Below are 24,788 nucleotides of genomic sequence, written 5' to 3'. Positions count from 1 at the left end.
CTGCTGGGCGTGATGATGATGGTCATCATGCTCGGCATGGGCGCCAGCCTGACCTTCAAGGACTTCGCTATCGCCTTGCGCCGGCCGCAGGGACTGATTGTTGGCCTCTTGTGCCAATACGGCCTGATGCCAGCGATTGCCTATTTTCTGGCGCAGCTTGCCGGCCTGCCGCCGGCCTACGCCGTGGGTCTGATCCTGATGGGCTGCATGCCCGGCGGTACCACCAGCAATATCTTCACCTATTTCAGCAAGGGCACGCTGAGTCTGTCCATCTTGATGACCATCAGTTCCACCTTGGTCGCGATCGTGATGGTGCCGCTGACACTGGCTTTTTACAGTCAGGGCATCGAAGGTGATTGGAAGATTCCGCCCGGCAATGTGATTCAGGTGCTGTTTGTGCTCCTGGTGCCCACGCTGATCGGCATCGTGTTGCGCAAGTGGAATGCCAATGTGGGCGCAGTCATCGAGATGATCGGTGGCTTGCTGGGCGTGCTGGTGATCCTGTTCCTGATGGGCTCGTGGGTGCCGCGCAACTTCCAGCTGCTGCTGGACACCGGCTTCCCGGTCTATGGCGCGTCCATCGGTCTGGGCTTGCTGGGCTTTCTGCTGGGCTTTGGTTTGTCCAAGCTGCTGCGCCAGGACAATCAGCGCTCGCGCACCATCGCTCTAGAGACCGGCATTCAGAACGGCCCGCTGGCCGTGCTGATCGTGACGCTCACCTTCTCCGGCACGCAGCAGCAGGATGTGCTGTTGATCCCAGTGCTGTACTCGTTCTTTATCGTACTGACGAGTTCGATGGTGACGATCTGGTTCCGTGGCATCACGCGGCGTGAAGAGTTGGCGCGCGACCAGAGCAAGATTGGCGCTTTGGCCAAGGCCTGATCGAAGCCTAGTCGCAAGATTCGACCGCCGCCGCTTGGTTTGTGCAGGCGGTGGCTTTGTTCATTTTTAGTCTCAAGGAGCATTCATCGATGAGCGCGCAGTCGACGTTGGAACAACTGCTGAAATCCGGTCTGGCCATGCTGGAGGGCAAAACAGGGGGGGCGGGCGGAGGCTTGGGTGGAGCCCTCGGCAGTGGCAAGGGCCTGGGCCAGATGGGGTTGGGGGCCGCAGCAGGCGGCGCTTTGGGCCTGCTGCTGGGCAGCAAACGGGGCCGCAGCTACGGCGGCAAGGCGCTGAAGTACGGCAGCATCGCGGCGCTGGGCCTGATGGCCTACAAGGCCTACAGTAACTGGCAGGCCAGCCAGCAGGCGCAAGGCGCGCAGTCGCAGCCCGCGCCGACGGCAGCACCCCGCACCGTTGACCGTCTGCCCGCACCCGAGCAAGAGCTGCACAGCCGTGCCATGCTCAAGGCCATGATTGCCGCCGCCAAGTCGGATGGTCATCTGGATGAGCGCGAGCGTGGCTTGGTCGAGGCCGAACTGAACCGCCTTGAGGCCGATACCTCGATGCGCCAGTGGTTTGAGACCGAGCTGCGCCGCCCGCTCGATCCCGCCGAGGTCGCGCAGTCCGCCGCCAGCCCCGAGTTGGCCGCCGAGATGTATCTCGCCAGCCTGCTGGTCGCGGATGAAACCAGCTTCATGGAGCGGGCTTATCTGGATGAGCTGGCTCGGCAGCTGAAGCTGCCGGCGGGGTTGAAGTCCGAGCTAGAGGCTCAGGCGGCAGCTGCTTGAGTCGGCGGCGCTGCGGCGCATGCCCCACTTCTTTTTGTGCTCGGCTCTGAACGGGCTTTCTTGGCGCTGCGCGAGGCTTGATCTCGCCCGCCAAGGAGGCTGTGTATCGACCCCTACTAACTCGCAATCTAGCCTGACGAAGGACTCCGTTCCCCGGCGGCTGCTGCAAGCCTGCGCGCCCCATATTGCAGATTGAGAGCGAAGCCTCGGCTTGAGTCTGTCGAATGCAGGAGGAGGCAGGGTTATCGATAGTGGGGCGAGCACGGAGGAAGGGGGCTTTGTCAGAAATCAGTAAGCGGTTTTGATTCACAGTACGCATCACTGGGAAAAAACAAATATGCTCTTGCTGACTTCATCCTTAAAGCTGATCGCCGAGATCGCCTTACTCGCCATGGTGGGTCAATGGCTGCTAGGCCTTTTGGCAGGAGCCAAGCGCGATGGCAATTTCTTTTACCAGCTCTTGGCGGTGCTCACGCGTCCGTTCACCCACTTGACCCGCTTGATCAGCCCGCGCGTCATTCTGGATCGCCACATTCCTTTGGCGACCTTTCTGTTGCTGCTGAGCCTGTGGCTGGTGGCTACGGTGATCAAGATCAATATCTGCCTTCAACTGGGAGTGGCGCAATGTCAGTAGAGCTGAAGTCCATTGCAGCCCGTTCCTGGCGTTACCAGCTGCTCAAAATGAAGGCGCTCACGGCCTTGGTTTTCGCCCAGCGCCAGTGGGCCGAAGAGATATTTGACGAAATGCTGGCGGACTGGCCGGGTGATGCTTATGCGCTGGCGAGTCGCGCTCATTTGCGCTCCTCGCGCGGGGCGAAGACGCAAGCCATCAACGATTTGAAAGCCCTCGTTACAACCCATCCTCGGCGCAGCGCGGGTGATTGGTTCAATTTGGCCTATCTGCTGGAAGCGGAGGGCCGGCTCGATGAGGCCGAGGCAGCCTTTCGCCAGGCTGTTGAGCTTGACTCCAAGCTTGACCGAGCCTGGTATGGCCTGGGCCTGTGTCTGATCCGCATGCAGCGTTTTGAGGAGGCTGTCGCCGCTCTGAAGCGCAACACCGAACTGCAACCCATGAGCCCCTACGGCTGGTATCAGCTGGCCCGGGTTCATGTCGATCGTCAGAAGCCCGACGAGGCGCGGCGCATCATCGCCCACCTCAAAGGCTTTGAGCCCAAGGTCGCCGCTCAACTCGAGCGCGAGACCGGACTGCTCGCCTGACGTCCAGCGGGTCACCCGCGCAGCATGCGCGCTGTTGGCGCATGGGGTGTTCCATCGGTGCCCGAGATCCCGCAGAGGGTGAAGGCCTTCTAACGACATGAAGGAGACGACAGCGATGCAATTGACCGAAAGACACCACCAGTACTGGCAGAAGAACCTGCGGCTCACCGCAGTTCTGCTGGCGATCTGGTTCGTGGTGACCTTCGTCGTGGGCTTTTTTGCCCGCGACCTGAGTTTCACCTTCTTTGGCTGGCCGTTCAGCTTCTGGGTTGGTTCCCAGGGTGCGCTGATCGTGTACTGCCTGATCATCTGGTTCTATGCGCGGACGATGAATCGCCTGGACCAGGAACACGGCGTTGCCGAAGAGGGGGCTTGATATGGCTGGCGCAACACCTTCCGCTTCGCCCGGCACGGTCAGTGCAGCGGCCAATGCGGCCTTCAAGAAGCAGCTGAACAAGGTCTACACCTGGTACACCGGCGGCTTTCTCATCTTCATCGTCGCCTTGGCCATCCTGGAACAGATGGGCCTGCCGCGTCAGTACATCGGCTTCATCTTCCTGATCGCCACCGTGCTGCTGTACGCCGGCATCGGCTTCATGAGTCGCACGTCCGACGCCAGCGAGTACTACGTGGCCGGCCGTCGCGTGCCGGCGGTCTACAACGGCATGGCTACCGGCGCCGACTGGATGTCGGCGGCTTCCTTCATCGGCATGGCCGGTACGCTCTACCTGACGGGTTATGGCGGCCTGGCCTTCATCATGGGTTGGACCGGCGGCTACTGCCTGGTGGCGCTGTTCCTGGCGCCGTATCTGCGCAAGTTCGGCCAGTTCACCATCCCTGACTTCCTGGGCGCGCGCTATGAAGGCAATCTGCCGCGCATTCTGGGCGTGGCGGCGGCGATCCTGTGCTCCTTCGTCTATGTGGTGGCGCAGATCTACGGCGTGGGCCTGATTACCGCGCGTCTGTCGGGCCTGGCCTTCGAGATCGGCGTCTTCGTCGGCTTGGCCGGCATTCTGGTCTGCTCCTTCCTGGGCGGCATGCGCGCCGTCACCTGGACACAGGTGGCGCAGTACATCATCCTGATCATTGCTTACATGATCCCGGTGGTGTGGCTGTCGGTGAAGCAGACCGGCATCCCGGTGCCACAAGCCATCTACGGCTACCAGTTGCAGAAGGTCTCCGAGGCCGAGAAGCGCATCAAGGCCGACCCCAAGGAGCAGGAGGTCATTGCGATCTTCAAGGCCCGTGCCGCCGAATTCGAGGCCAAGCTCAAGGACGTGCCCGCTGCGCTGGCTGCTGACAAGGCCGCCGCCACGCAGAAGCTGGCCGATCTGAAGGCCGCCAACGCGCCGGCCGACCAGGTCGCTGCGGCCGAGAAAGCCTTGGCGGCAGTGCCCGCCGATGAAGCGGCAGCCAAGAAGGCCTGGGCGGCGGCGCAGAAGAGCAATGCTGATCGGGCCAAGCCGCTCGCTGGCATGCCGACGCATGCGCAGCAGTTTGCCGGGGATCCGAACGGCGATGAGAAAGCGCAGAAGACCTTCGACGAGTCGCGGCGCAACTTCCTGGCCCTGGTGTTCTGCCTGATGGTGGGGACGGCCGCGCTGCCGCACATCCTGATGCGCTACTACACCACGCCATCCGTCAAGGAGGCGCGCGAGTCGGTGACTTGGAGTTTGTTCTTCATCTTCCTGCTGTACTTCTCGGCGCCGGCTCTGGCCGTGCTGGTCAAGTACGAGGTGTTCAACGTGCTGGTGGGCACGCCGTTTGATCAGCTACCGGCCTGGATCGCCAACTGGGCCAAGGTCGACCCGGCGCTGCTCGCGGTGGCTGACGTCAACAAGGACGGCATCTTCCAGCTCGGCGAGATGAGGATCGGCGGCGACATCATCGTGCTGGCCACGCCTGAGATTGGTGGTTTGCCCTACGTGATCTCCGGCATGGTGGCGGCCGGTGGTCTGGCTGCGGCGCTGTCCACTGCGGACGGCTTGTTGCTGACCATCGCCAATGCGCTGAGCCACGACGTCTACTACAAGATGATCGACCCGAACGCTTCGACCGCTCGTCGCGTCACCATTTCCAAGATCTTGCTCTTGGTGGTGGCCCTGGCTGCGGCTTATGTCGCGGCGCAGAAGCCGGCTGACATCTTGTTCCTCGTGTCCGCTGCGTTCTCCTTCGCGGCCGCCGCCTTCTTCCCGGCCCTGGTGCTGGGGGTGTTCTGGAAACGTGCCAACAAGTGGGGCGCTTCGCTGGGCATCGCTGCTGGCCTGGGCATCACCTTCTACTACATGGTGACCACCCAGCCCTGGCTGCGCGGCGTGTTCGGCGTGACCTCGCCGATCGAGCTGTGGTTCGGCATCCTGCCGATCAGCGCCGGTATCTTCGGCGTGCCACTGGGCTTTGCGACGATCATCATCGTCAGCCTGCTCACCCCGGCGCCAAGCAAAGACACCCAGGATCTGGTGGAGCATGTGCGCTACCCCGACCTGAACCTGGGCAAGCCCTGACCCCCGGCATGATTGACTGAAAGGCAAGGCCCCGCAGCCCGCTGCGGGGCCTTTTTTCTTTTCATGGCAGGCAGGATTTCGAGATGAGTCAAGCACCCACAAAAGCCGTCCCCTCAGGCATTCCCTCGGGCAGCCTGATGGTCCAGATGCAGGTCGAGCTGCAGCGTTATGCACCCTTTGCCCAGATGCAGTCCGCGCATGTGCTGCAGTTTGTCCGCCACGCCAGCCAGGCTTACTACGCGCCCGGCGAAGCCATGCTGTCGCCGGAGTCCGGGCCGGTGCAGCACTTGTTCTTTGTCCGCCAGGGCGCGGTCAGCGGCCAGCGCGGCATGGCTGAAACGGCCGGTGGTTTCCACTTCGAGCCGGGTGACTTTTTCCCCGTCGGCGCCGTGCTGGGTGCGCGTGCCGTGACCGCCAGCTACACCTCGCAGGGCGACACCTTCTGCCTGCTGCTGCCGGCCGAGCAGGTGCACGTGCTGGCCCAGCTCAGTGCGCCTTTTGCCGACTTTCTGAACCGGCGCGTGGCCCAGTTTTTGGCGCTGTCACGCCGCGCGCTGCAGGTGGCTTATTCCTCGCAGACGCTGTCCGAGCAGTCGATGGAGACGCCGCTGGCCCAGCTCAAGCGCCGCGCGCCGGCCAGCGTCTCGCCTGATACGCCGTTGCAGACCGCGCTGGAGCTGATGCATCAGCGGCATATTGGTTCGGTGCTGGTCTGCGACGAGGGCGGTGCCGTCTTGGGCATCCTGACGCGCCACGACATCCTGTCGCGCATCACGCTGCCGCAGCTGTCGCTGAGCACGCCGATCGGGCAGGTGATGAGCCAGCCGGTGCACTGCCTCACGGTGGCGGATACGGCGCAGCAGGCGGCGCTGCTGATGTCGCGCCACGGTGTGCGCCATGTGCCGGTCACCGAGGCGGGCCGCGTGGTCAGCATCGTTTCCGAACGGGATCTGTTCGCGATGCAACGACTCTCGCTCAAGCAGGTCAGCACCGCGATCCGGGCCGCGCAGGATGTCGACACGCTTCGCGTGGTGGCGCAGGACATCCGCCGCTTCGCGCGCAACCTGCTGGCGCAGGGCGTGGCCGCGCGCCAGCTTACCGAGCTGATCTCGCACCTCAACGATGTGCTTGCCCAGCGCCTGCTGCAGCTCAAGGCAGAGCAGCATGGGCTGGACGAGCGCCGGGCCTGCTGGCTGGCCTTCGGCTCGGAGGGCCGAGGCGAGCAGACCATCGCCACCGACCAGGACAACGGCCTGCTGTTCGTCAGCGACGACCCTGAGCGCGACCGGCCGCGCTGGCTGGCCTTTGCGCTGGACGTCAATCAGGCGCTGGACGCCTGCGGCTATCCGCTGTGCAAGGGCGGGGTGATGGCCTCCAATCCAGCCTGTTGCCTCAGCGCACAGGAATGGCTGGAAGCCTTCAACGAATGGATGGAGCATGGCGCGCCGGAGGATCTGCTGAAGGCCAGCATCTATTTCGACTTCCGCCCGATCTGGGGTGATGCGACGCTGGTGGCGCCGCTGCGCGAGCTGCTCGGCAGCCATGCGGCGCGACTGCCGCGCTTCATGCGCCAGATGGCGGAGAACTCGCTGCGCAGCCGCCCGCCGCTGAACTGGCTGGGCGCGGTGGAGGGCGAGAAGAACGCCGCCGGGCGCGAGGGCATTGATCTGAAGCTTCATGGTACGGCGATCTTTGTGGACGTGGCGCGCATCCATGCGCTGGCCCATGGCATCAGCGCCACCAACACCCGCGAGCGGTTTGAGGCTATGGGTCGTGCGCTGCAAGTGAGTGCCGCCGAAAGCGAGGGCTGGATCAGCGCCTTCGAGTTTCTGCAGATGCTGCGCTTGCGCGTGCAGATGGAAGCGGCCGGCGACGGCACCCTGCCAACCGAGCAGCCCAATTGGATGGCGCTGGATGCGCTCAACGACATCGACCGCCGCGTGCTCAAGGAGAGTTTTCGCGTCGCCCGGCGTCTGCAGCAGCGCCTTGAGCTGGACTGGCTGCGATGAGCTGGCTGCGATGAGCTGGCTGCAAGACCTGATCCGTCGGCTGTCCGGTGGCGGCAGCGACGCGGCCCAGCGCGGCGAGTCCGCGCGCTGGGTGGTGTTGGATGTCGAGACCAGCGGCCTGAACCTGGAGCGGGACCGCTTGCTGGCGATCGCCGCTATCGCTCTCGACATGTCAGCCACGCCGCCGCGCATCTTGCTGGGCGACAGCTTCGAAATCCTGCTGCGTCAGCCGGTCGACCTGCCGATGGCGGAGGGCTTCAAGGCCAACATCCTGCTGCACGGCATCGGGCTGGGGGCGCAGCGTGGCGGCATTGAGCCGATTCAGGCGCTGCAGGCCTTCGAACAGTGGATCGGCGAGGCACCGCTGCTCGCCTTTCATGCCGCTTTCGACCAGGGCATGATCCAGCGCGAGATGTCCAAGTGTCTGGGCCGAAAGCTCCCCAACCCCTGGTTGGATCTGGAGCCGGTGGCCGCGCTGAGCCACCCGCAGGCCGGCTGCCGCTCGCTTGACGACTGGATGGCCCACTTTGACATCCGCTGCGCGCAACGTCACCAAGCGGCCGCCGACACCCTGGCCACCGCCGAGTTGCTGCTGCGCTTGTGGCCCGTGCTGCAAAAACGCGGCCGCCCCCGCTTTACCGAACTGCAGGACATGGCCGCGCAGCGTCGCTGGTTGCAAGCCTGACCGGCGCGGCCGGGCATTGATGGGGTGACTGTGCTTGCGCCGCCAATATGACGTTCGGAGTCCGCCGTAGCTCATGTCTTGATGGCGTGGCAACAAGGTGCCCTGAGCGGAAATCTGATGCTGCTCTGCGGTTCGCTTTGACTCGGCCCCTTGCCACACCATCGGGCACTCGGATCTCGCGCAAGTCCCTGCGCGCGGGCTGACACAATCCACCCATGGGTGAATTCGATCTGATCCAACGTTTCTTCAAGAGTCAAAGCCATCCGTCGGTGGATCAGGTGCCGGTGGGCATTGGCGATGACTGTGCGGTCATCAATCCGAGGCCGGGTATGCAGTGGCTGGTATCCAGCGACATGCTGGTGGAGGGGCGGCACTTTCTGTCCACGGTGGCGCCTCAGCGCCTGGGCTACAAGGCCTTGGCTGTTAACCTGAGTGATCTGGCGGCTTGCGGGGCGACACCGCGAGCCTTCACCTTGGCCTTGAGTTTGCCGCGTGCCGATGAGGTGTTTTTGGCTGGCTTTGCGCAGGGCTTGTTCGAGCTGGCGCAGCGCCATGGCATTGCCTTGGTCGGAGGCGACACCACCCAGGGCCCCTTGAACATCTGCATCACTGTGATGGGTGAGGTGCCGCGGGGTCAGGCCTTGCTGCGCAGCGGCGCAAAGGTGGGCGACGACATTTACGTTTCGGGCGCTACGCTGGGCGATGCTCGGCTGGCCTTGGAGGTGTTTCGCGGCACGGCGCAACTGGCCGGAGGCGATTTCGAACAAGTGCGCCGGGCCATGGAGTGCCCGCAGCCGCGCGTTGAACTGGGGCTGGCCTTGCGCGGGGTGGCGCACAGCGCCATCGACGTCTCCGACGGTCTGCTGGGTGATCTGGGCCACATCTTGAAGGCCTCGGGCGTGGGCGCGAGCCTCGATGTGGATGCCTTGCCGCGCAGTTCGGTGCTGGCCGCGCAAGACCTGGCCCTGCAGCGCGAATGTGGTCTGGCGGGTGGTGATGACTATGAGCTGGTGTTCAGTGCGCCGAGCGATGCCGCCGGTCGCGCGGCCGTGGCTGCGGCCGCAGTGGCCAGCGAGACGCCGGTGCAGCGGATCGGGCGCATCGAGGCCGAGCCTGGGGTGCGTCTGCACGACGCGGCTGGCCGCCCGCTGCTGGCTCAGTTCAGCAGCTTTGACCATTTCATGTAAGCCTTCATGAGCGATACCTCTCCCATCCCCGGCGCGCTTGCGCCGCGCCGCGCCACGGCGCGCTTCATGTTTCCGCATCCGGCGCACTGGATTGCGCTGGGCTTTGGCAGCGGGCTGTCGCCCAAGGCACCGGGCACAGTTGGCACGCTTTGGGCTTGGTTGGCTTTTCTGGTGATGAACCCCTGGATGAGCGATCGCAGCTGGGCCTGGCTGCTGGCCGGCGGCACCCTGGTCGGTTGGTGGGCCTGCACGATGACAGCGCGCCATCTGGCAACACCTGACCCCGGCGCGGTGGTCTGGGATGAGATCTTGGCGTTTTGGCTGGTGTTGTGGCTGGTGATGCCTACCGGCTTTTGGGGGCAGTTGATCGCTTTTGCCCTGTTCCGTTTCTTTGATGCAGCCAAACCGGGGCCGGTGGGCTGGGCCGATCAGCTCTTCAAGGGCGAGCGTGGCAAGCCGGTTGGCTGGGCACAGGGTTGGGGCATTTTGTTCGACGATTTCGTCGCGGCAGGATGTACGCTTGTGGTGATCGCGCTGTGGCGCTTCTTGTGGGGGTGATGAGCATGTTGTTTCCTGAAGAGCAAGAGTTGATCGACCGCATCGGCGTGGCCCTGATGCAGCGGCGCGAAAAGGTCGGCACCGCCGAGTCCTGCACCGGCGGGCTGATCGCCGCGGCCTGCACCAGCTTGTCCGGCTCCAGCCAATGGTTTGAGCGCGGTGTGGTGAGCTACAGCAATGAATCCAAGACCGAGTTGCTGGGCGTGCCGGCGGCGCTGATTGGCCTGCATGGGTCGGTCAGTGGCGAGGCTGCGCTGCATATGGCGCGCGGTCTGCTGGCGCATGCGCCGATCGACTGGGCCCTGGCCGTGACCGGTATTGCCGGCCCCACCGGCGGCTCGGCCGACAAGCCGGTGGGCACCGTGTGGCTGGCGCTGGTGCACGCGGGGCGGCCGCCCAAGGTTTGGCAAGAGCATTTCAGCGGTGATCGTCACGCGGTACGCATTGCCACCTTGCGCGCCGGCTTGATGGCGCTGTGCGAGGCGCTGGAAGACAAGGACCAGTAAAGCGCCATGAGTATTGTGCTGAGCGGCCGCTGGCCGGCGGCCGAGCAGCAGCAATGGCTGCGCCTGCTGCAAGAGGCTTTGCCGGGTGAGGATTGGTGCCTGGCGCCGCCGGCTGATGCGGTGCAGGCGGCCGCGGTGGACATTGCCATCGTTGCCAACCCCGAGCCGGGCGTCTTGCAGGGCTTGCCGAATCTGCGCCTGATTCAGTCGCTCTGGGCCGGTGTCGACCGACTGCTGCAGGACCCGACCCTGCCGCCCGAGGTGCCGCTGGCACGCATGGTGGACCCCGCCATGAATGAGGCCATGGTGCACACGGCGTTGTGGGCCGTCTTGGCCTTGCATCGTGGTTTTTTTGATTTGCACGCGCAACAAGGGCAGTCGCTGTGGCGTCAGCCGCAGCAGTTGCGGGCCGCGGAGTGGCGCGTCATGGTCTTGGGCATGGGGCAGTTGGGAGGCCGGGTGGCGCAGGCCTTGGCGGCGCAAGGCTACGCGGTCAGCGGCTGGAGCCGCCGACCGGCTGACTGCGCTGGCGTGCAGACGCTGCATGGTGCCGAGGGCTTGGCGCAGGGCTTGGCAGCGGCGGATACCGTCATCAATCTGTTGCCGCTGACCGAGCAGACGCGAGATTTCTTCAATGCGGCCCGCTTGACCACGATGAAACGCGGTGCCTGTTTGGTCAATCTGGCCCGTGGCGCTCATGTGGTGGAGGACGATCTGTTGGCCGCGCTGGACAGCGGTCAACTCAGCCGCGCTGTGCTGGATGTCTTCCGCCAAGAGCCTTTGCCCGCCGACCATCCCTTCTGGCAACACCCTCGCGTGACGGTCTTGCCGCATTGTGCGGCGCAGACCGATCCGCGCAGCGCTGCTGCGGTGGTGCGCACCAATGTGTTGGCGCTGCGTGCTGGCCAGCCCTTGGCACACCGAGTGCATCGGCCGCGAGGCTATTGAAGGGGCTGGAGTGTGGTGTTTCGCGCAGAAGGGCGCGAATCAGGCCCAGGAACGTGGCCTCGGCCTCTGCAGGTATTCAGTCACCGGGGTATTCTCGACGCCTGTCCATCAGGAACTGAGGGGCGGCCAGCTGAACTGGCTCCGCCACCGAGTTGACGAGGTCGGCCATGGAGTTTTTTCCCACAGACTCAAGCGTCGCCGCTTGGGAGCAGCATCTGGCCCTGAACGCGGCGCAGGACTCCGTGCAGGAACGCTTGCAACTGGCCTGGGCCCTGCGCCAGCGTGACACGCATCGGGCCTTGGCGCTGGCGACCGATGTGGAGGGTTTGCTGGGCTCGACGCCTTGGCCGGCGCCACTCGTCGCGCGGGCGCGAGGCCGATTGCACCTGGTGCGCTCCGAGGCTCATCTGTTGTTTGGTGAACTGGTGCAAGCCGAGCAGCAGTTGGGCCTGGCCCGCGCGCTCTTTGAAGCGGCAAGCGATCAAGTCGGTTTGGCGGATGTGCATTGGCAAGCTCATTACCTAGCAGCCGATCGCGGCGATGTGGGGCGTTTGCGCGGCGAGCTGGCCCTGGCCTTGGGTTGTGTTGAAGCCTTGGGAGACGTGGCGCGCGCGACCTTGTTCCAGGCCAATCTGGGCCGCGCCCAGGTCTTTGTTGATCAAGTGCTGGCCGAGCGCGAATGGGGCGCGCGCCTGCCGCAAGACAGCAGCGAGCTGGGGCCGATAGAGGGTTCTGCGGTTGAAGACTTCCGCGGCCTTTTGGCTGCCATGCAGGGCCATTATTTGAACGCCATCCAGGCGCACTCGCGCGCCTTCGAGTTGGCCATGGTGACCGGGCAAATCCGGCGCGCCATCACCTTGGCAACCAATCTGGGTCATACCTACACCCGGATGAGTGACTTTCAGACCGCGATGGAGTGGCTGAAGCGCGGCCTTGACTTGGCCCGCGTCTCCCGCTGGCCCAGCATGATCAGCCTGTGCTTGGCGCACACCGGCGAGGCCTTGCGTCGACTCGGGCAGTTAGGCGATGCGCGCGAGCTCTTGCAGGAGTGCCTGCAACTCGGCGCTGAGCAGCCTGAGAACCGCACGCATGCGCTGGCGCTGGGCTATCTGGGTCATACCGAGTTGGACTCCGGCCAAGGGCTGGCGGCCCAAACCGCGTTCTCTGAGCTGATGGAGCGAGCTCTGGCATCTCACTCGCTGGACCTGCGCGCCGAGGCCCGCTTGGGGCTGGCGCGGGCCGAACTGCTCTTGGGTCGTTTTGAACCTGCTCGCGAGCATGCCTTGGAGGGCCTGCGTCTGGTGCGGGAGCAGCATGAGCCCAGTTTGGAGGTCGCGATGTTGTGGGTCTTGGGGGATGTGCAACAAGGCGAAGACCAAGCCTTGGGGCGCACGGGCTTGGAGGGGCACGCCTTGTCCTATTACCTGTCGGCATTGCAGTTGGCCGATAGCTTGGCCTCGTATCAGCCCTCGGTCAAGCTCATGGAAACCACGGCCAAGGCCTTTGCGGCCGGGGGGAATTTTGAGCGTGCCTATCACTGGTCGCAGCGGGCCAGCGAGGCGCGGCAGAGTCGCTTCAATGATGAGGCGGTGCGGCGCTCAAGTGCTTTGCGGGTGCATCACAAGATCGAGAGCGCCCGGGCCGAGAGCGAGCATTTGCGGCGTTTGGCCGAATCAGAAGCGGCGCGCTTCCAATTGCTGCGTGATTCGCACGAGGTCTTGCAGCATCTGGGCCAGGTGGGGCAAGAAATCACCAACGAACTGGTGGCCGAGCGCATCTTTGAGGTGATGACGCGTCACGTCAATGCCTTGTTGGATGCGCCTTGCCTGGCGATCTATCTGCTCGATGCAGCGGGCCAGCAACTCTACTGCGCCTATGGTGTGGAGGACGGTGAGCCCTTCACCGATCCGCCGATTGACATGAGCTCGACGCGTTCCTTGTGTGTGCGCTGCGTGCAGGAGCGTCGGGAATTCGTGCTCAGCGATGCCGCCGAGCACGAGAACTTGGGCGAGCAAGTGCCCGGCACCAGCGTGCTGCGCAGCCTGATCTTTGCGCCCTTGTTGGCCGGCGAACGGGTGATTGGCGCGATGACGATTCAGTCGCCTCGGGCGGGCGCTTACGGCGAACGCCAGCAGCTGATTTTTCGCACCTTGCGGTCTTACATCGCCATCGCCCTGGACAACGCCGGCGCCTATCTGCGCCTGAGCGAAATGCAGCGGCAGCTGATGGCTCAAGAGAAGCTGGCGGCTTTGGGCTCGATGGTGGCGGGCGTGGCGCATGAGCTGAACACGCCGATCGGCAACAGCCTCTTGATCGCCAGCACCTTGCTGGGCAGCACCCAGGAGTTTGTGCAGCGGGTCGAGCAGCAGGCCTTGAAACGTTCCGACTGGCAGCACTACGCCGGCCGCACCCGCGATGGCCTGGAAGTCATCAACCGCAGCATGGAAACCGCCGCCGCTTTGGTGCGCAGCTTCAAGCAGGTGGCGGTGGATCGCAGTGCTGAGCAGCGTCGCAGCTTTGATCTGAAGGAGCTGTGTGAGCAGTGCCTCCAGACCATGGGCTTGCAGTTGCGCCGTGCCAGTGTGAAGCTGGACATGGCCGTGCCCTCAGGCTTGCAGTTGGATAGCTTTCCCGGCCCCTTGGGCCAGGTCTTGATCATCTTGATCAACAACGCCTTGGTTCATGCGTTTGATGGGCGCGAGGGCGGTGTGATGAGCCTTGGCGCTCAAGCCTTGGAGGGCGGGCGCTTGAGTCTGTGGGTAGCCGACGATGGTCATGGCATACCGGCTTCGGTGCAGGAGCGCATTTTCGACCCCTTCTTCACCACCAAGTTCGGCCAAGGCGGGAGCGGCCTCGGCCTGAGCATTGCCCACAATATCTGCGGCAGCTTGCTGGGGGGGCGATTGAGCGTCAAGAGCCGGGAAGGCGAAGGCAGTCGCTTCGTGATCGAAATGCCGCTGAAGGCACCCTGAACCTGGCGTTTGTCTGCGCCTAAGCTTGCAAGACCAGGCGTGGCCCGCAGGCGACCACGGTTTCGGCCAGCATCAGGGCCAAGCGCCGCAAGCCGGCCCAGGCGTCCTGCGGCCAGTCGGGGTGGCGCAAGCCCTTGACCAGTCCGTCGCACACCTGCGCGGCCTCGACCAAACGGGTCAGATCAGCGGCGTGCAGGCCAGGGACGATGCGCTCGAACAAACGTTCCTTGGCGCCCCAAACCCGCGATTCACGCAGCGCCATCGGCAAGGGTTTGCCTGCGTCCACCGCATCACGCACCCGCTTCAGCGCGCGTATGTCTTCGGCCAGACTCCAGTGCACCAGCACGGCGGCCTCGCCCTCGGCCTCCAGACCCTCCAGCATGCGCAGCAGGCGCGGCACATGGCCGGCCAGCACCGCCTCGCTGAGCTTGAAGACGTCGTAGCGAGCCACGTTCAAGACCGCAGATTCGATCTGCTCAAAACTCAGCTCGCCTTTCGGGTGCAGCAACGCCAGCTTTTGCAACTCTTGGTGCGCTGCCAGCAGATTGCCTTCGACCCGGTCTGCGAAGAAGGCCAAGGTGCGTTGACCAATCTCGCCCTCGGGCACCCGTTGACCTTGCGCGACCAAGCGTTGGGCGATCCATTGCGGCAGCGCCCGGCGGTCCACCGGGTCCACGCGTACGGTCACACCGGCGCCGTCCAGCGCGCTGAACCAGGCGCTACTGGTCTGGGTTTTGTCCAGCTTGGGCAAGGTGACCAGGGTCACCACGTCCTCGGGCAGCGCGGCGCAGTATCGCTGCAAGGCCTCGGAGCCTTCTTTGCCGGGCTTGCCGCTGGGGATGCGAATCTCAATGAACTGGCGTTCTGCAAACAGGCTCAGCGCCTGCGCTGCGCCCAGCACCGGGCCCCAGTCGAAGTAGGCCCCGGCCACGGTGAAAACCTTGCGTTCGCCATAACCCTGAGCCCGAGCGGCGGCCCGAATCGCGTCGGCCGCCTCTTGCGCCAGCAGCGGCTCGTCGCCGTAGATGGTGTAGATGGGCCGCAGCGCTTTGGCGAGCTGCTGGGGGAGGGCGTCGGCGCGAAGCTGCATGGGGCTCAGCTCGGCAGTCGAACGGCCGAGAGGCGACGCATCACCTGGGCCACGCCGTCGGACTGCATGGCGCGGTGCAGTTGCAGCTCTTCCTGCTCTTTGCCCAGGGCGCGTTCTTCGGTGTAGTTCATTTCGCGCACCAGGCGCAGCTCGGTGCGTGGCAGCAGCAATTCGTCATTGGGCGTGCGCAGCAGGTAGTCGACGCTGAGGCGCAACTGCCATTCACGCACCTGACCCGCCACGGTGGAGCTGACCACGACCTTGTCGCGCACATCCTGGAGCGCGACCAAGACCACATCGGCCTTGTTGGCGTCTTCCACCACCTTGACCGGCGAGCGCGCCAGTTGGCGTCGCAGCTCGGTCGCAAAGGGCGAGCCCGGCGCAAAGCCGCTCAGGGCAATGCGCTGGAACAGGAACTCGGGCTCTTTGCGCAGCTCAAAGCCGCAGCCGCCCAGGCTGGTCAAGCAAGCCAGTGCTGCCGATACAAGCAGGCGACGCTGCATGGTCATTGGACCTTAGACCACCACGTTGACCAGACGACCCGGCACCACGATGACCTTCTTGGCCGGCTTGCCTTCGGCAAACTTGAGGAAGTCTTCGTTGGCCAGCGCGGCGGCTTCGATGGCGGCCTTGTCGGCCGCGGCCGGCACCTTGACGGAGCCACGCAGCTTGCCATTGACCTGCAGCATCAGTTCAATCTCGTCTTGCACCAAGGCCGCTTCGTCCACGCTGGGCCAGGCGCTGTCGAGCAGATCGCCCAGCTCGGCGGCAAAGCCGAGGTCTTGCCAGAGCTGGTGGGCGATGTGTGGGCAGGCCGGGTAGAGCACGCGCAGCAGCACCGAGAAGCCTTCGCGGATGGCGGCGTCCTGGCCGGCGGCCTTGAAGCCCTCCAGCGCATTGAGCAGCTTCATGCCGCCCGACACCACGGTGTTGTACTGCATGCGCTCGTAGTCGTAGCTGACTTGCTTGAGCACCAGATGCACCTCGCGGCGCAGCGCCTTGCCCTCGCCGCTGAGGGCGGCAAAGTCTTGGCCGGCGCTCTTGATGGCGGCTTCATGCTTGACGCCAAAGGCCCAGACGCGCTTCAAGAAACGGTGCGCGCCTTCCACGCCCGAGTCGTTCCACTCCAGCGTTTGTTCCGGTGGCGAGGCGAACATGACGAACAGACGGGCCGTGTCGGCACCGTATTGGTTGATCAGCTCTTGCGGGTCCACACCATTGTTCTTGGACTTGGACATGGTGCCCACGCCCTCGTACTCCACGCGCGAGCCATCGCTCTTCAGCGTGGCGTGGGTGACCTTGCCGTTGGCGTCGGCCACGTCTTCCACCTCATGCGGCCAGAAATACTCGATGCCACCCTTCTCGCCACGGCGCGAGTAGATGTGGTTCAGCACCATGCCCTGGGTCAGCAGCTTGGTGAAGGGCTCGTCGATCTTGACCAGGCCCAGATCGCGCATGACCTTGGTCCAGAAGCGGGCGTAGAGCAGGTGCAGGATGGCGTGCTCGATGCCGCCGATGTACTGGTCCATGGCCGCGCCTTGGCGCATCCAATAGGCGGTGCCGTCGCCGACCATGGCGTCCTTGTTCTGCGCATCGCAGTAACGCATGAAATACCAGGACGAATCGACAAAGGTGTCCATGGTGTCGGTTTCGCGCTGCGCCGGCTTGCCGCACTTGGGGCAGGCCACGTTCAGGAAACCAGCGTGCTTTTTCAGCGGGTTGCCGCTGCCGTCAGGGATGCACTCTTCGGGCAACACCACCGGCAGATCTTTCTCAGGCACCGGTACCGAGCCGCAGTCATCGCAGTTGATGATGGGGATGGGCGTGCCCCAGTATCGCTGGCGGCTGATGCCCCAGTCGCGCAGGCGCCAGGTGGTTTTCTTCTCGCCCAGGCCCTTGGCGCCGACCAAGTCGGCCACCTTGGCCACGGCGGCCTTGTGGCTCAAACCATCGAGTTCGCCGGAGTTGACGCAGACGGCTTTTTGCTTGTCGCCGTACCACTCGGCCCAAGCGTCCAGGCTGAAGCTTTCGCCTTCGGCGGCGACCACTTGCTTGATCTCGATGCCGTACTTCTTGGCGAAGGCAAAGTCGCGCTCGTCGTGCGCGGGCACGCCCATCACGGCGCCGTCGCCATAGCTCATCAGCACATAGTTGCCGACCCAGACCTCGACCTGCGCGCCGGTCAGCGGATGGGTGACGAAGAGGCCGGTGCGCTGGCCTTTCTTTTCTTGGGTGGCCAACTCGGCTTCGGTGGTGCCGCCGCGTTTGCATTCTTCGATGAAGGCGGCCAGCTCAGGGTTGGACGCTGCAGCGTACGTGGCCAGCGGGTGCTCCGGCGCCACGGCGCAGAAGGTCACGCCCATGAGGGTGTCGGCACGCGTCGTGAAGACGTAGAGCTTGCCGTCCTGGATCAGCGCGCCGTCGGCGCCCTTGATCTCATGCGGGAAAGCAAAGCGCACGCCTTCGCTCTTGCCAATCCAGTTCTCCTGCATCAGGCGCACGCGCTCGGGCCAGCCGCTCAAGTATTGCGGATTGCTGGGGTCGGCCACAGCGGCCAGCAGCTCATCGGCGTACTTGGTGATGTTCAGGTAGTAGCCGGGGATCTCGCGCTTTTCGACCACAGCGCCGGAGCGCCAGCCCTTGCCATCGACCACCTGCTCATTGGCCAGCACGGTCTGGTCCACCGGGTCCCAGTTGACGACCTGGGTGCGGCGCTCGGCGATGCCGGCTTCCAGCATCTTCAGGAACAGCCATTGGTTCCACTTGTAGTACTCGGGCGTGCAGGTGGCGATCTCGCGCGACCAGTCGATCGCCAGGCCCATGGCCTGCATTTGCGACTTCATATAGGCGATGTTGTCGTAGGTCCACTTGGCCGGCGGCACCTTGTTCTTCATCGCGGCGTTCTCGGCGGGCAGGCCGAAAGCGTCCCAGCCCATGGGCATCAAGACGTTGTAGCCCTTCATGCGCAGCTGGCGTGTCAGCATGTCGTTGATCGTGTAGTTGCGCACATGGCCCATGTGCAGCTTGCCGCTGGGGTAAGGCAGCATGGAGCAGGCGTAGAACTTGGGCTTGCTCTGGTCTTCGGTGACGCGGTAGGCGTCACGGGAATTCCAATACTGGCGCGCAGCGGCTTCGATCTCGTTGGGGGCGTACTTGTCGTTCATGCGGCAAATTGTAGGGGGTGGGCCGAGCAGGCTCAGGGCCAGCGGGCGGGAAATGCCGGGCAGGCGATAGATCGCTAGGGCGTTTCAGCGACAAAGGCGATGCGGTTCAGGCCAGCGGCCTGCATCCAGCCGATCAGCTCGGCGACTTGCCCGTAAGGCACGGCCTTGTCGGCTCGCAACTGCAACTCCAGATCGGGGTTGGCGCGGCCGAGTGTTGAGATGCGCTGCTGAAATTGAGGCGCGGCCAATTTCTCTTCGCCCAGGAACAAGCTGCCGTCGGCTGCAAGCGAAACCAGGATGAATTTGGGCGCGTCCGAGGGCGTGGCAGCCTCGCTCTTGGGCAGATCCAGACGCAGCGAGGAACTCATCAGCGGCGCGGCGATCATGAAGATCACCAGCAGCACCAGCATGACGTCGATCAGCGGCGTCATATTGATCTCGCCCATCGGCTTGGGGCGTTCGCTGCGTTCCAGGCGACCGAAGGCCATGATCAGCCCCGGTCTTCTTGATCCAGCATTTCGCGCAGGTCGTGCGCGAAGCCTTCCAACTCGGCCTCGCAGTCACCGACTTGCTTGCCGAAGATGTTGTAGGCCAGCACGGCTGGGATGGCCACGGCCAGACCGGCGGCCGTCATGATCAGCGCTTCGCCCACCGGGCCTGAGATCTTCTCGATCGTCAGATTGCCGCCGGCTGAGATGCTCACCAGCGCGTGGTAGATGCCCCAAACGGTGCCGAACAGGCCGATAAAGGGTGCGGTGCTGCCGATCGAGGCCAACAGCACTTGACCAAACTGCAGCCGTCGGACGACTTGGTGCAGGGCGTCGCGCAAGCGGCGTGTCAGACGGGATTCGCGCTTGACGGCACCGTCGAGGCTGCCGGTTTGGGTTTCGGCACTTGCGGCGTCGAGCAAGGGCTGCAGCACCGCTTCCGAATCAAAGTTCTCGAGGGCGGCACGGCCTGCGGGCAAATCGCTGGCGGCCCAAAAAGCCGGCAGGGCGCGCGTCAGGCTGCGACGCACCCGCTGCAGCATCCAGCTTTTCCAGAAAATCACCACCCAGGCGCCGACCGACATCAACAGCAGCAAAACGGCCACCGACCGGCTCACCGCGTCGCCTTGACTCCACAGGTCAGCGAATCCTGTCATGCACCCAGACCCAGTACATCGTTCATGTCATACAGGCCCGGCTTTTGGCCTGCCAGGAAACGAGCCGCACGCAGGCTGCCGAGCGCAAAGGTGCTGCGGCTGCTGGCCTTGTGGCTGATTTCAATGCGTTCACCGATGCCGGCGAAGAGCACCGTGTGGTCGCCGATGATGTCGCCGCCGCGCACCGTGGCAAAGCCAATGGTGGACGGGTCGCGCTCGCCGGTGACGCCTTCGCGGCCGTAGACGGCGCAGGTCTTCAAATCACGGCCCAAGGCATTGGCCACCGCTTCGCCTAGCGCCAGGGCGGTGCCGCTCGGGGCATCGACCTTGTGGCGGTGATGAGCTTCGATGATTTCGATGTCAAAGCCTTCGTTCAGCGAACGTGCGGCCATGTCCAGCAGGCGCAACACGACGTTGACGCCGACACTCATATTCGGCGCCATCATGATGCCGATGTGGCGGGCGTGTTCACCGATCTCGGCCTTTTGCTCGGGGCTGAATCCGGTGGTGCCGATGACGACCTTGACACCCAGTTCCCGACAAACTGCCAGATGCGTCAGCGTGCCTTCGGGGCGGGTGAAATCGATCAGCACATCGGCGCCGCGCAACGTTTGCTGCAAATCGGCGCTGATCAAAACACCGCTGTTGTGGCCCAAAAAGGCGCTGGCGTCTTGACCGAGTGTGGGGCTGCCTTCGCGATCCAGTGCGCCGTGCAGCACGCAGTCGGTCGAGTTGACGACCGCTTCGATCAGCATGCGACCCATGCGGCCGGAACTACCGGCAATGACGATGCGGGTCATGGCTTGGGTTCCAGCGGCGGGTAGCTGCGTTGCACGCCGATGGCTTCCGCGGCCGGCGCAGCAGTCTTGGCGGGCACCGGCAGGGCCTTGATCTCTTCGGCACTGAGCGCCAGCTTGGGCGCGGCGCCGCGAGATTCCCGGGTGTTGATGGCGCTGACGAACTCGTTCTCGCTCGGCAAATCGTTCGGCAAGTCGAGCGACTTCAGCACATCGCCGTCAAACAAGGCCACCACCTGGCGCTTTTGCGGCGCGGCGCCTTGGCGGCGGATGGTGAAGACATAGTCCCAGCGATCGGCATGGAAGATGTCGGTGAGCAGCGGCGAGCCCAGCAGGTCCCGCACCTGAGCTCGGCTCATGCCTGGCTTGACACGAGCGGTCAACTCCTTGGTCAGGACATTGCCCTGCACGATGTCCAAGCGATAGGGACTAACAACACCGAGCACTTTTTCGCCCGAGATCGAGCCAGCGCATGCGCTCAACAAGGCCACGGTGGCGCCAATCAGCGCGAGCAGGCTCAAGCGAGCAGGGGGAGCGGTACACATATTCGAACGCATGAATGCTTCTTTAGGGGCTTGGGCTGCTGAAAGAGCCGTTGCTGGCTATGATCGCCCCATTCTAGCGGCAGGCCCACGGGGGGCCACGCCGGCCTTATCAAGCTATGAACCGGACCGAAGAGATCAAAAACAGCGGGCTCAAGGCGACCCTGCCGCGCATCAAGATTCTGGAGGTGTTCCAGAAGACCAGCCAGCGCCATATGACCGCCGAAGACGTCTACAAGGCCTTGCTGATCGAGGATGCCGATATTGGTTTGGCGACCGTGTACCGGGTGCTGACTCAGTTTGAGCAGGCCGGCTTGCTGTCCCGCAATCATTTCGAGTCCGGCAAGTCGGTGTTCGAGCTCAACCAAGGGCATCATCACGACCACTTGGTGTGTTTGACCTGTGGCCGGGTGGAAGAGTTCTTCGATCCGGAGATTGAAGAGCGTCAGCACCGCATCGCAGCTGAGCGAGGCTTCGATCTGCAGGAGCATTCCTTGGCGCTTTACGCTGCCTGCATCAAGAAAGACTGCCCTCATCGCGGCAGCTGAGTGACGGGGCCGCTGAGGCTGAGACTGACTCAGTCCTGATCGTGCTGGCCCGATTCGATGGCGCGCTGATGGCGCTCGACGAACTCGCGGTAGGTGTCGATGCCTCGCAATTGCAGCACGGTGTTGCGCACGGCGGCTTCGACCAGCACCGCGAGATTTCGACCCGCGTCCACCGCGATGATGACCTTGCGCACCGGCATGCCCAGCACCTCTTCGTACAAGGGCTCGTAGGGCAATCGTTCGAAGTCGCGCTCCAGCGTTTCCTTGCGCACCAGGTGAACAATCAACTTCAGCCGCATCTTGCGACGCACGGCGGTTTCACCAAAGATGGCCTTGATGTCCAGCAAGCCGATGCCGCGCACTTCGAGCAGATTCAGCAGCAACTCCGGGCAGCGGCCCTCGATGGCGGTTTGGGAGATGCGAAACAGGTCCACCGCGTCATCGGCCACGAGACCGTGACCGCGCGAAATCAATTCCAAACCGAGTTCGCTCTTGCCCAGGCCTGATTCGCCCGTGAGCAGGACGCCCAGCCCTAGGATGTCCATGAAGACGCCGTGGCGGGTCGTGCGGTTGGCAAAGAGGTGGGCCAGATAAGCGCGCACCACGTCGATCACATGACCGGCGGAGTCGGCGGTTTCAAACAGCGGAATTTCGGCTCGGTCGCACATGGCCACCAAACGGTCGGGTGGCGGTTGGTTGTCGGCCACGATGATGACCGGCGGCTCCAAGGTGACGATGCGCGCAATGCGGCGATCCAGCACTTCACCCGAGGCCTGGCTCAAATAGGCAACCTCACGGCGACCGACAATCTGCACCCGGTAAGGGTGGATGTAGTTCAGGTAGCCGACCAAGTCGGCCGCTGATTGAGCATCGCGTACGGCGGCTTCGTCAAAGCGGCGCTGGGGATGCGCATGGCCGGCGATCCACTCCCATCGCAGCGCCTCCCTGTGCTCTTCAAAGAGTCGGTCGGCGCTGATGGAGGTGGGTTTCACTGGATGGGTTTGAGGTGCAGAGGTTGGGGATCAGGCCACCGACTTGAGCGGTTCCCAGTCAGAAATCAAGCGGTGTACCGCGCTGGCTTCGGACTCGGTCTTCAGGCGCTCACGCAGTTCCCGGTCGGACAACATCTCGGCGATTTCCGAGAGGATTTCCAGATGTCGCTGAGTCGCCGCTTCGGGCACCAGCAAGAAAATCAACAGGCTGACGGGTTCGTCATCCGGCGCATCGAAGCCGATCGGCTGCTGCACTCGCAAAACCGCCGCCAACGGATTCTTCAGCCCCTTGATGCGGCCATGCGGAATCGCCACCCCGTGCCCAAGGCCGGTCGATCCCAGGCGCTCACGCGCAAAAAGATTGTCGGCAACCAGCGCCCGCGCGATCGCATGATTGTTCTCGAACAGCAAGCCGGCCTGTTCGAAAACACGCTTTTTGCTGGATGCGTCCACATTGACCAGCACATTGCTGGCAGGAAGGATGGCGGCGAGACGGTTCATGGTGTCGAAGCGCTGCGTCGGGCGGTAGCCCTCGGCGAAACGCTTGCTCAAGGTCGGGGTGAGGGATTATAGAAACTTGCAGGCATTGTGCGCGGACGGCCTTTGCGCGGCCAGTGTACAAGTGCCGGTTTGCTGCAATGCAGCAACAAAAACGTGGTTGACGCGATGGCAATTGGGCGCGCTCTTTTTCACAAGGACTGGAGTCCTGGCTGTAGGGGCAAGAAAAAAGGCGACCCGAGGTCGCCTTGCTGGCTTGTTCGATGGCTGTTTCCTCGCCATCGCGCATGCATTTTTCAGGGGGCCGGTATCTCCAAGCGCTTGGCAGCGGTGTGGTGATGATCTTGCAGACGATCCTTGTGGCGGCAAACCTGACGGTCCAACTTATCCATCAACTGATCAATGGCGGCGTAAAGATCTTCGCTGGCGTGCTCGACGAAGATGTCGCGCCCCTTGACGTGGAGCGTGACCTCGGCCTTCTGGCGGCGTTCTTTTTCCTTTTGCTTCTCCACGGTGAGCAAGACGTTGATGTCAACGACTTGATCAAAATGGCGGGTCACCCGGTCAAGCTTTGTGAGCACATACTCACGCAAAGACGGCGTTACTTCTAGATGGTGGCCACTGATGGTCAGGTTCATAAAGCCTCCTTTCACAAGAGGAATCGAGAAAACGGTGAACAAAGGGTCAAAGAACGAAGTAGACAGATCGCTGGGTCTCGAAAGCGGCTTTGGTAGTGAATCGGTCGGTCCAGTTTGCCCCCGAAGTTCGTTTGTGACAAGCCCTTTACGGGTTTTGCTTGGGACGTAGTCCGTTTGTTGGTTTTCCTGTGCGAGGAGCGCGCAAATCACCCTCTGATAGTGGCTGGCTACGAGGTGATAATCAAAGCTTCCCAGCTTTGGAGTCCTTCTTGGACAGCGATCACCCGCGGTGACCCTCCATTCCTACGTCAATGGTGTTTGCAGCCCGCCCAAGCGTGCTGCTTGACCGATTGTCCGGAGTGAGACGGGTCCCCAACACACCCACCTTCCGGACGGCGAGGCTCCGTCCAGACTCAAGTCGGCGCTATGGCGCTGGAGATCTGCATGCTGAATGTATTTACCTTGGACAACGGGCGCCTGAAAGGCGGCCTGTTTCAGGAAGAAATCGAGACTGCCGAAGATTTGGCGCAATCACGTCCGATCTGGGTGGATCTGGACCAACCCAGCGCCGAAGAAAAGGGTTGGATTCAAGACCGGTTTGGTTTGACCATCCCGGAAGACATCGTGGATGAGGACTTGGAAGAGTCGGCCCGCTTCTACGAAGAAGACAACGGCGAATTGCACATCCGTTCTGACTTCTTGATCGACGGCAATGAGATCACCCGCAACGTTCGGGTTGCTTTTATTCTTTACAACAATGTGCTGTTCTCGATCCACAACGGCGACCTGCCGGTGTTTCGCTTGCTGCGTTTGCGGGCTCGCCGTATTCCGGCCTTGATCGAAGACGCCAAGGATGTGCTGCTGAAGCTTTATGACGCCGATGCGGAGTATTCGGCGGACATCTTGGAAGGCATTTACGACAAGCTTGAGAAGGTCAGCGCTCGGGTGCTGAAGAAAGACGTCAATGACGCCGAGGCCGGTGAGGTTCTTTCGGCCATCGCGCGCGAAGAAGACTTGAACGGGCGCATCCGCCGCAATGTGATGGACACCCGCCGGGCGCTCAGCTTCATGATGCGCAGCCGCATGCTCAATGCCGAGCAGTTCGAGGAGTCGCG

The 24,788-nt window shown here is 63.4% G+C and carries 25 protein-coding genes; 15 read left to right on the top strand and 10 right to left on the bottom strand.

Annotation, left to right across the window (positions count from 1 at the left end; genetic code table 11):
• From ACOVRJ_RS01790 to ACOVRJ_RS01730, 13 genes are all read left to right on the top strand, one after another.
• The coding region (locus ACOVRJ_RS01790; RefSeq protein ID WP_422042197.1) for a bile acid:sodium symporter family protein at positions 1 to 882 on the top strand (882 nt) is incomplete at its 5' end.
• A gap of 89 nt (positions 883 to 971) precedes the next feature.
• On the top strand, positions 972 to 1,673 hold the full coding sequence (locus ACOVRJ_RS01785) for a tellurite resistance TerB family protein (RefSeq protein ID WP_422042196.1): 702 nt from the start codon (positions 972 to 974) through the stop codon (positions 1,671 to 1,673).
• A 337-nt stretch (positions 1,674 to 2,010) separates the two neighbouring features.
• The gene (locus ACOVRJ_RS01780) at positions 2,011 to 2,307 is read left to right on the top strand and encodes a hypothetical protein (protein ID WP_422042195.1); all 297 of its coding nucleotides are present in this window, start codon (positions 2,011 to 2,013) and stop codon (positions 2,305 to 2,307) included.
• Positions 2,298 to 2,891, top strand: coding sequence for a tetratricopeptide repeat protein (locus ACOVRJ_RS01775; protein ID WP_422042194.1), 594 nt, complete (start codon positions 2,298 to 2,300; stop codon positions 2,889 to 2,891). The genes ACOVRJ_RS01780 and ACOVRJ_RS01775 overlap by 10 nt, the downstream gene beginning before the upstream one ends.
• 115 nt (positions 2,892 to 3,006) lie before the next feature.
• Entirely contained in the window at positions 3,007 to 3,267 is a 261-nt protein-coding gene (locus tag ACOVRJ_RS01770; protein ID WP_422042193.1) for a DUF4212 domain-containing protein, read from the top strand.
• 1 nt (position 3,268) lies between these two features.
• Positions 3,269 to 5,395, top strand: a complete 2,127-nt coding sequence (locus ACOVRJ_RS01765) for a sodium:solute symporter family protein (RefSeq protein ID WP_422042192.1) — start codon at positions 3,269 to 3,271, stop codon at positions 5,393 to 5,395.
• 83 nt (positions 5,396 to 5,478) lie between these two features.
• Positions 5,479 to 7,404, top strand: coding sequence for a DUF294 nucleotidyltransferase-like domain-containing protein (locus ACOVRJ_RS01760; protein WP_422042191.1), 1,926 nt, complete (start codon positions 5,479 to 5,481; stop codon positions 7,402 to 7,404).
• Between the two features lie 10 nt (positions 7,405 to 7,414).
• Positions 7,415 to 8,089, top strand: a complete 675-nt coding sequence (locus ACOVRJ_RS01755; RefSeq protein ID WP_422042190.1) for a PolC-type DNA polymerase III — start codon at positions 7,415 to 7,417, stop codon at positions 8,087 to 8,089.
• A 215-nt stretch (positions 8,090 to 8,304) separates the two neighbouring features.
• Positions 8,305 to 9,276 carry a thiamine-phosphate kinase gene (gene thiL / locus ACOVRJ_RS01750; RefSeq protein WP_422042189.1) on the top strand — a complete coding sequence of 324 codons (972 nt, stop codon included), beginning with the start codon at positions 8,305 to 8,307 and terminating at the stop codon, positions 9,274 to 9,276.
• A 6-nt stretch (positions 9,277 to 9,282) separates the two neighbouring features.
• Entirely contained in the window at positions 9,283 to 9,834 is a 552-nt protein-coding gene (locus ACOVRJ_RS01745) for a phosphatidylglycerophosphatase A (RefSeq protein WP_422042188.1), read from the top strand.
• A gap of 5 nt (positions 9,835 to 9,839) precedes the next feature.
• On the top strand, positions 9,840 to 10,340 hold the full coding sequence (locus ACOVRJ_RS01740; protein ID WP_422042187.1) for a CinA family protein: 501 nt from the start codon (positions 9,840 to 9,842) through the stop codon (positions 10,338 to 10,340).
• 6 nt (positions 10,341 to 10,346) lie between these two features.
• Positions 10,347 to 11,288, top strand: coding sequence for a 2-hydroxyacid dehydrogenase (locus ACOVRJ_RS01735; RefSeq protein ID WP_422042186.1), 942 nt, complete (start codon positions 10,347 to 10,349; stop codon positions 11,286 to 11,288).
• A 167-nt stretch (positions 11,289 to 11,455) separates the two neighbouring features.
• Entirely contained in the window at positions 11,456 to 14,260 is a 2,805-nt protein-coding gene (locus tag ACOVRJ_RS01730; protein WP_422042185.1) for an ATP-binding protein, read from the top strand.
• A gap of 19 nt (positions 14,261 to 14,279) precedes the next feature.
• Here the strand turns inward: ACOVRJ_RS01730 and holA are convergent, their stop codons facing one another.
• The 7 genes from holA to ACOVRJ_RS01695 form a co-directional block, all read right to left on the bottom strand.
• Entirely contained in the window at positions 14,280 to 15,350 is a 1,071-nt protein-coding gene (gene holA, locus ACOVRJ_RS01725) for a DNA polymerase III subunit delta (protein WP_422042184.1), read from the bottom strand.
• A gap of 5 nt (positions 15,351 to 15,355) precedes the next feature.
• The gene (lptE, locus tag ACOVRJ_RS01720) at positions 15,356 to 15,853 is read right to left on the bottom strand and encodes an LPS assembly lipoprotein LptE (protein ID WP_422042183.1); all 498 of its coding nucleotides are present in this window, start codon (positions 15,851 to 15,853) and stop codon (positions 15,356 to 15,358) included.
• 12 nt (positions 15,854 to 15,865) lie between these two features.
• Positions 15,866 to 18,514, bottom strand: a complete 2,649-nt coding sequence (gene leuS, locus ACOVRJ_RS01715; RefSeq protein WP_422042182.1) for a leucine--tRNA ligase — start codon at positions 18,512 to 18,514, stop codon at positions 15,866 to 15,868.
• Between the two features lie 74 nt (positions 18,515 to 18,588).
• Complete coding sequence (locus tag ACOVRJ_RS01710; RefSeq protein ID WP_422042181.1) at positions 18,589 to 19,002, bottom strand: ExbD/TolR family protein; 414 nt, start codon at positions 19,000 to 19,002, stop codon at positions 18,589 to 18,591.
• Positions 19,003 to 19,004: 2 nt separating this feature from the next.
• Positions 19,005 to 19,658, bottom strand: coding sequence for a MotA/TolQ/ExbB proton channel family protein (locus tag ACOVRJ_RS01705; protein WP_422042180.1), 654 nt, complete (start codon positions 19,656 to 19,658; stop codon positions 19,005 to 19,007).
• Positions 19,655 to 20,458 (bottom strand): 4-hydroxy-tetrahydrodipicolinate reductase, encoded by an 804-nt coding sequence (gene dapB, locus ACOVRJ_RS01700; protein WP_422042179.1) that lies wholly within the window; start codon positions 20,456 to 20,458, stop codon positions 19,655 to 19,657. The genes ACOVRJ_RS01705 and dapB overlap by 4 nt, the downstream gene beginning before the upstream one ends.
• The gene (locus ACOVRJ_RS01695) at positions 20,455 to 21,000 is read right to left on the bottom strand and encodes an outer membrane protein assembly factor BamE (protein ID WP_422042178.1); all 546 of its coding nucleotides are present in this window, start codon (positions 20,998 to 21,000) and stop codon (positions 20,455 to 20,457) included. Before ACOVRJ_RS01695 ends, dapB begins: the two co-directional genes overlap by 4 nt.
• 116 nt (positions 21,001 to 21,116) lie before the next feature.
• Here ACOVRJ_RS01695 and fur point away from each other — a divergent pair, with 116 nt between their 5' ends.
• Complete coding sequence (gene fur / locus ACOVRJ_RS01690) at positions 21,117 to 21,545, top strand: ferric iron uptake transcriptional regulator (RefSeq protein WP_422042177.1); 429 nt, start codon at positions 21,117 to 21,119, stop codon at positions 21,543 to 21,545.
• Between the two features lie 29 nt (positions 21,546 to 21,574).
• Here fur and hprK read toward each other — a convergent pair whose 3' ends face one another.
• From hprK to hpf, 3 genes are all read right to left on the bottom strand, one after another.
• Positions 21,575 to 22,537, bottom strand: a complete 963-nt coding sequence (hprK, locus tag ACOVRJ_RS01685; protein ID WP_422042176.1) for an HPr(Ser) kinase/phosphatase — start codon at positions 22,535 to 22,537, stop codon at positions 21,575 to 21,577.
• Positions 22,538 to 22,567: 30 nt separating this feature from the next.
• Positions 22,568 to 23,038, bottom strand: coding sequence for a PTS IIA-like nitrogen regulatory protein PtsN (gene ptsN, locus ACOVRJ_RS01680; RefSeq protein ID WP_422042199.1), 471 nt, complete (start codon positions 23,036 to 23,038; stop codon positions 22,568 to 22,570).
• Positions 23,039 to 23,331: 293 nt separating this feature from the next.
• Positions 23,332 to 23,673, bottom strand: coding sequence for a ribosome hibernation-promoting factor, HPF/YfiA family (gene hpf, locus ACOVRJ_RS01675; RefSeq protein WP_422042198.1), 342 nt, complete (start codon positions 23,671 to 23,673; stop codon positions 23,332 to 23,334).
• Positions 23,674 to 24,117: 444 nt separating this feature from the next.
• On the opposite strand from hpf, the gene ACOVRJ_RS01670 reads away from it, so the two are divergent.
• Positions 24,118 to 24,788 (top strand): CorA family divalent cation transporter (locus ACOVRJ_RS01670; RefSeq protein WP_422042175.1); only part of this gene is annotated, 671 nt, incomplete at its 3' end.

This window comes from Roseateles sp. (assembly GCF_049240545.1).
Lineage (GTDB): Bacteria > Pseudomonadota > Gammaproteobacteria > Burkholderiales > Burkholderiaceae_C > Paucibacter_A.
Note: the sequence above shows the minus strand (reverse complement) of the source record. Positions and strands in the feature narration are given on the sequence as shown.

What these genes read in the sequence shown, in the direction of transcription:
- ACOVRJ_RS01785 (WP_422042196.1), top strand. Translation starts at nt 972, where the DNA reads ATGAGCGCGCAGTCGACGTTGGAACAACTGCTGAAATCCGGTCTGGCC.
- ACOVRJ_RS01780 (WP_422042195.1), top strand. Translation starts at nt 2,011, where the DNA reads ATGCTCTTGCTGACTTCATCCTTAAAGCTGATCGCCGAGATCGCCTTA.
- ACOVRJ_RS01775 (WP_422042194.1), top strand. Translation starts at nt 2,298, where the DNA reads ATGTCAGTAGAGCTGAAGTCCATTGCAGCCCGTTCCTGGCGTTACCAG.
- ACOVRJ_RS01770 (WP_422042193.1), top strand. Translation starts at nt 3,007, where the DNA reads ATGCAATTGACCGAAAGACACCACCAGTACTGGCAGAAGAACCTGCGG.
- ACOVRJ_RS01765 (WP_422042192.1), top strand. Translation starts at nt 3,269, where the DNA reads ATGGCTGGCGCAACACCTTCCGCTTCGCCCGGCACGGTCAGTGCAGCG.
- ACOVRJ_RS01760 (WP_422042191.1), top strand. Translation starts at nt 5,479, where the DNA reads ATGAGTCAAGCACCCACAAAAGCCGTCCCCTCAGGCATTCCCTCGGGC.
- ACOVRJ_RS01755 (WP_422042190.1), top strand. Translation starts at nt 7,415, where the DNA reads ATGAGCTGGCTGCAAGACCTGATCCGTCGGCTGTCCGGTGGCGGCAGC.
- thiL (WP_422042189.1), top strand. Translation starts at nt 8,305, where the DNA reads ATGGGTGAATTCGATCTGATCCAACGTTTCTTCAAGAGTCAAAGCCAT.
- ACOVRJ_RS01745 (WP_422042188.1), top strand. Translation starts at nt 9,283, where the DNA reads ATGAGCGATACCTCTCCCATCCCCGGCGCGCTTGCGCCGCGCCGCGCC.
- ACOVRJ_RS01740 (WP_422042187.1), top strand. Translation starts at nt 9,840, where the DNA reads ATGTTGTTTCCTGAAGAGCAAGAGTTGATCGACCGCATCGGCGTGGCC.
- ACOVRJ_RS01735 (WP_422042186.1), top strand. Translation starts at nt 10,347, where the DNA reads ATGAGTATTGTGCTGAGCGGCCGCTGGCCGGCGGCCGAGCAGCAGCAA.
- ACOVRJ_RS01730 (WP_422042185.1), top strand. Translation starts at nt 11,456, where the DNA reads ATGGAGTTTTTTCCCACAGACTCAAGCGTCGCCGCTTGGGAGCAGCAT.
- holA (WP_422042184.1), bottom strand. Translation starts at nt 15,350, where the DNA reads ATGCAGCTTCGCGCCGACGCCCTCCCCCAGCAGCTCGCCAAAGCGCTG.
- lptE (WP_422042183.1), bottom strand. Translation starts at nt 15,853, where the DNA reads ATGCAGCGTCGCCTGCTTGTATCGGCAGCACTGGCTTGCTTGACCAGC.
- leuS (WP_422042182.1), bottom strand. Translation starts at nt 18,514, where the DNA reads ATGAACGACAAGTACGCCCCCAACGAGATCGAAGCCGCTGCGCGCCAG.
- ACOVRJ_RS01710 (WP_422042181.1), bottom strand. Translation starts at nt 19,002, where the DNA reads ATGGCCTTCGGTCGCCTGGAACGCAGCGAACGCCCCAAGCCGATGGGC.
- ACOVRJ_RS01705 (WP_422042180.1), bottom strand. Translation starts at nt 19,658, where the DNA reads ATGACAGGATTCGCTGACCTGTGGAGTCAAGGCGACGCGGTGAGCCGG.
- dapB (WP_422042179.1), bottom strand. Translation starts at nt 20,458, where the DNA reads ATGACCCGCATCGTCATTGCCGGTAGTTCCGGCCGCATGGGTCGCATG.
- ACOVRJ_RS01695 (WP_422042178.1), bottom strand. Translation starts at nt 21,000, where the DNA reads ATGTGTACCGCTCCCCCTGCTCGCTTGAGCCTGCTCGCGCTGATTGGC.
- fur (WP_422042177.1), top strand. Translation starts at nt 21,117, where the DNA reads ATGAACCGGACCGAAGAGATCAAAAACAGCGGGCTCAAGGCGACCCTG.
- ptsN (WP_422042199.1), bottom strand. Translation starts at nt 23,038, where the DNA reads ATGAACCGTCTCGCCGCCATCCTTCCTGCCAGCAATGTGCTGGTCAAT.
- hpf (WP_422042198.1), bottom strand. Translation starts at nt 23,673, where the DNA reads ATGAACCTGACCATCAGTGGCCACCATCTAGAAGTAACGCCGTCTTTG.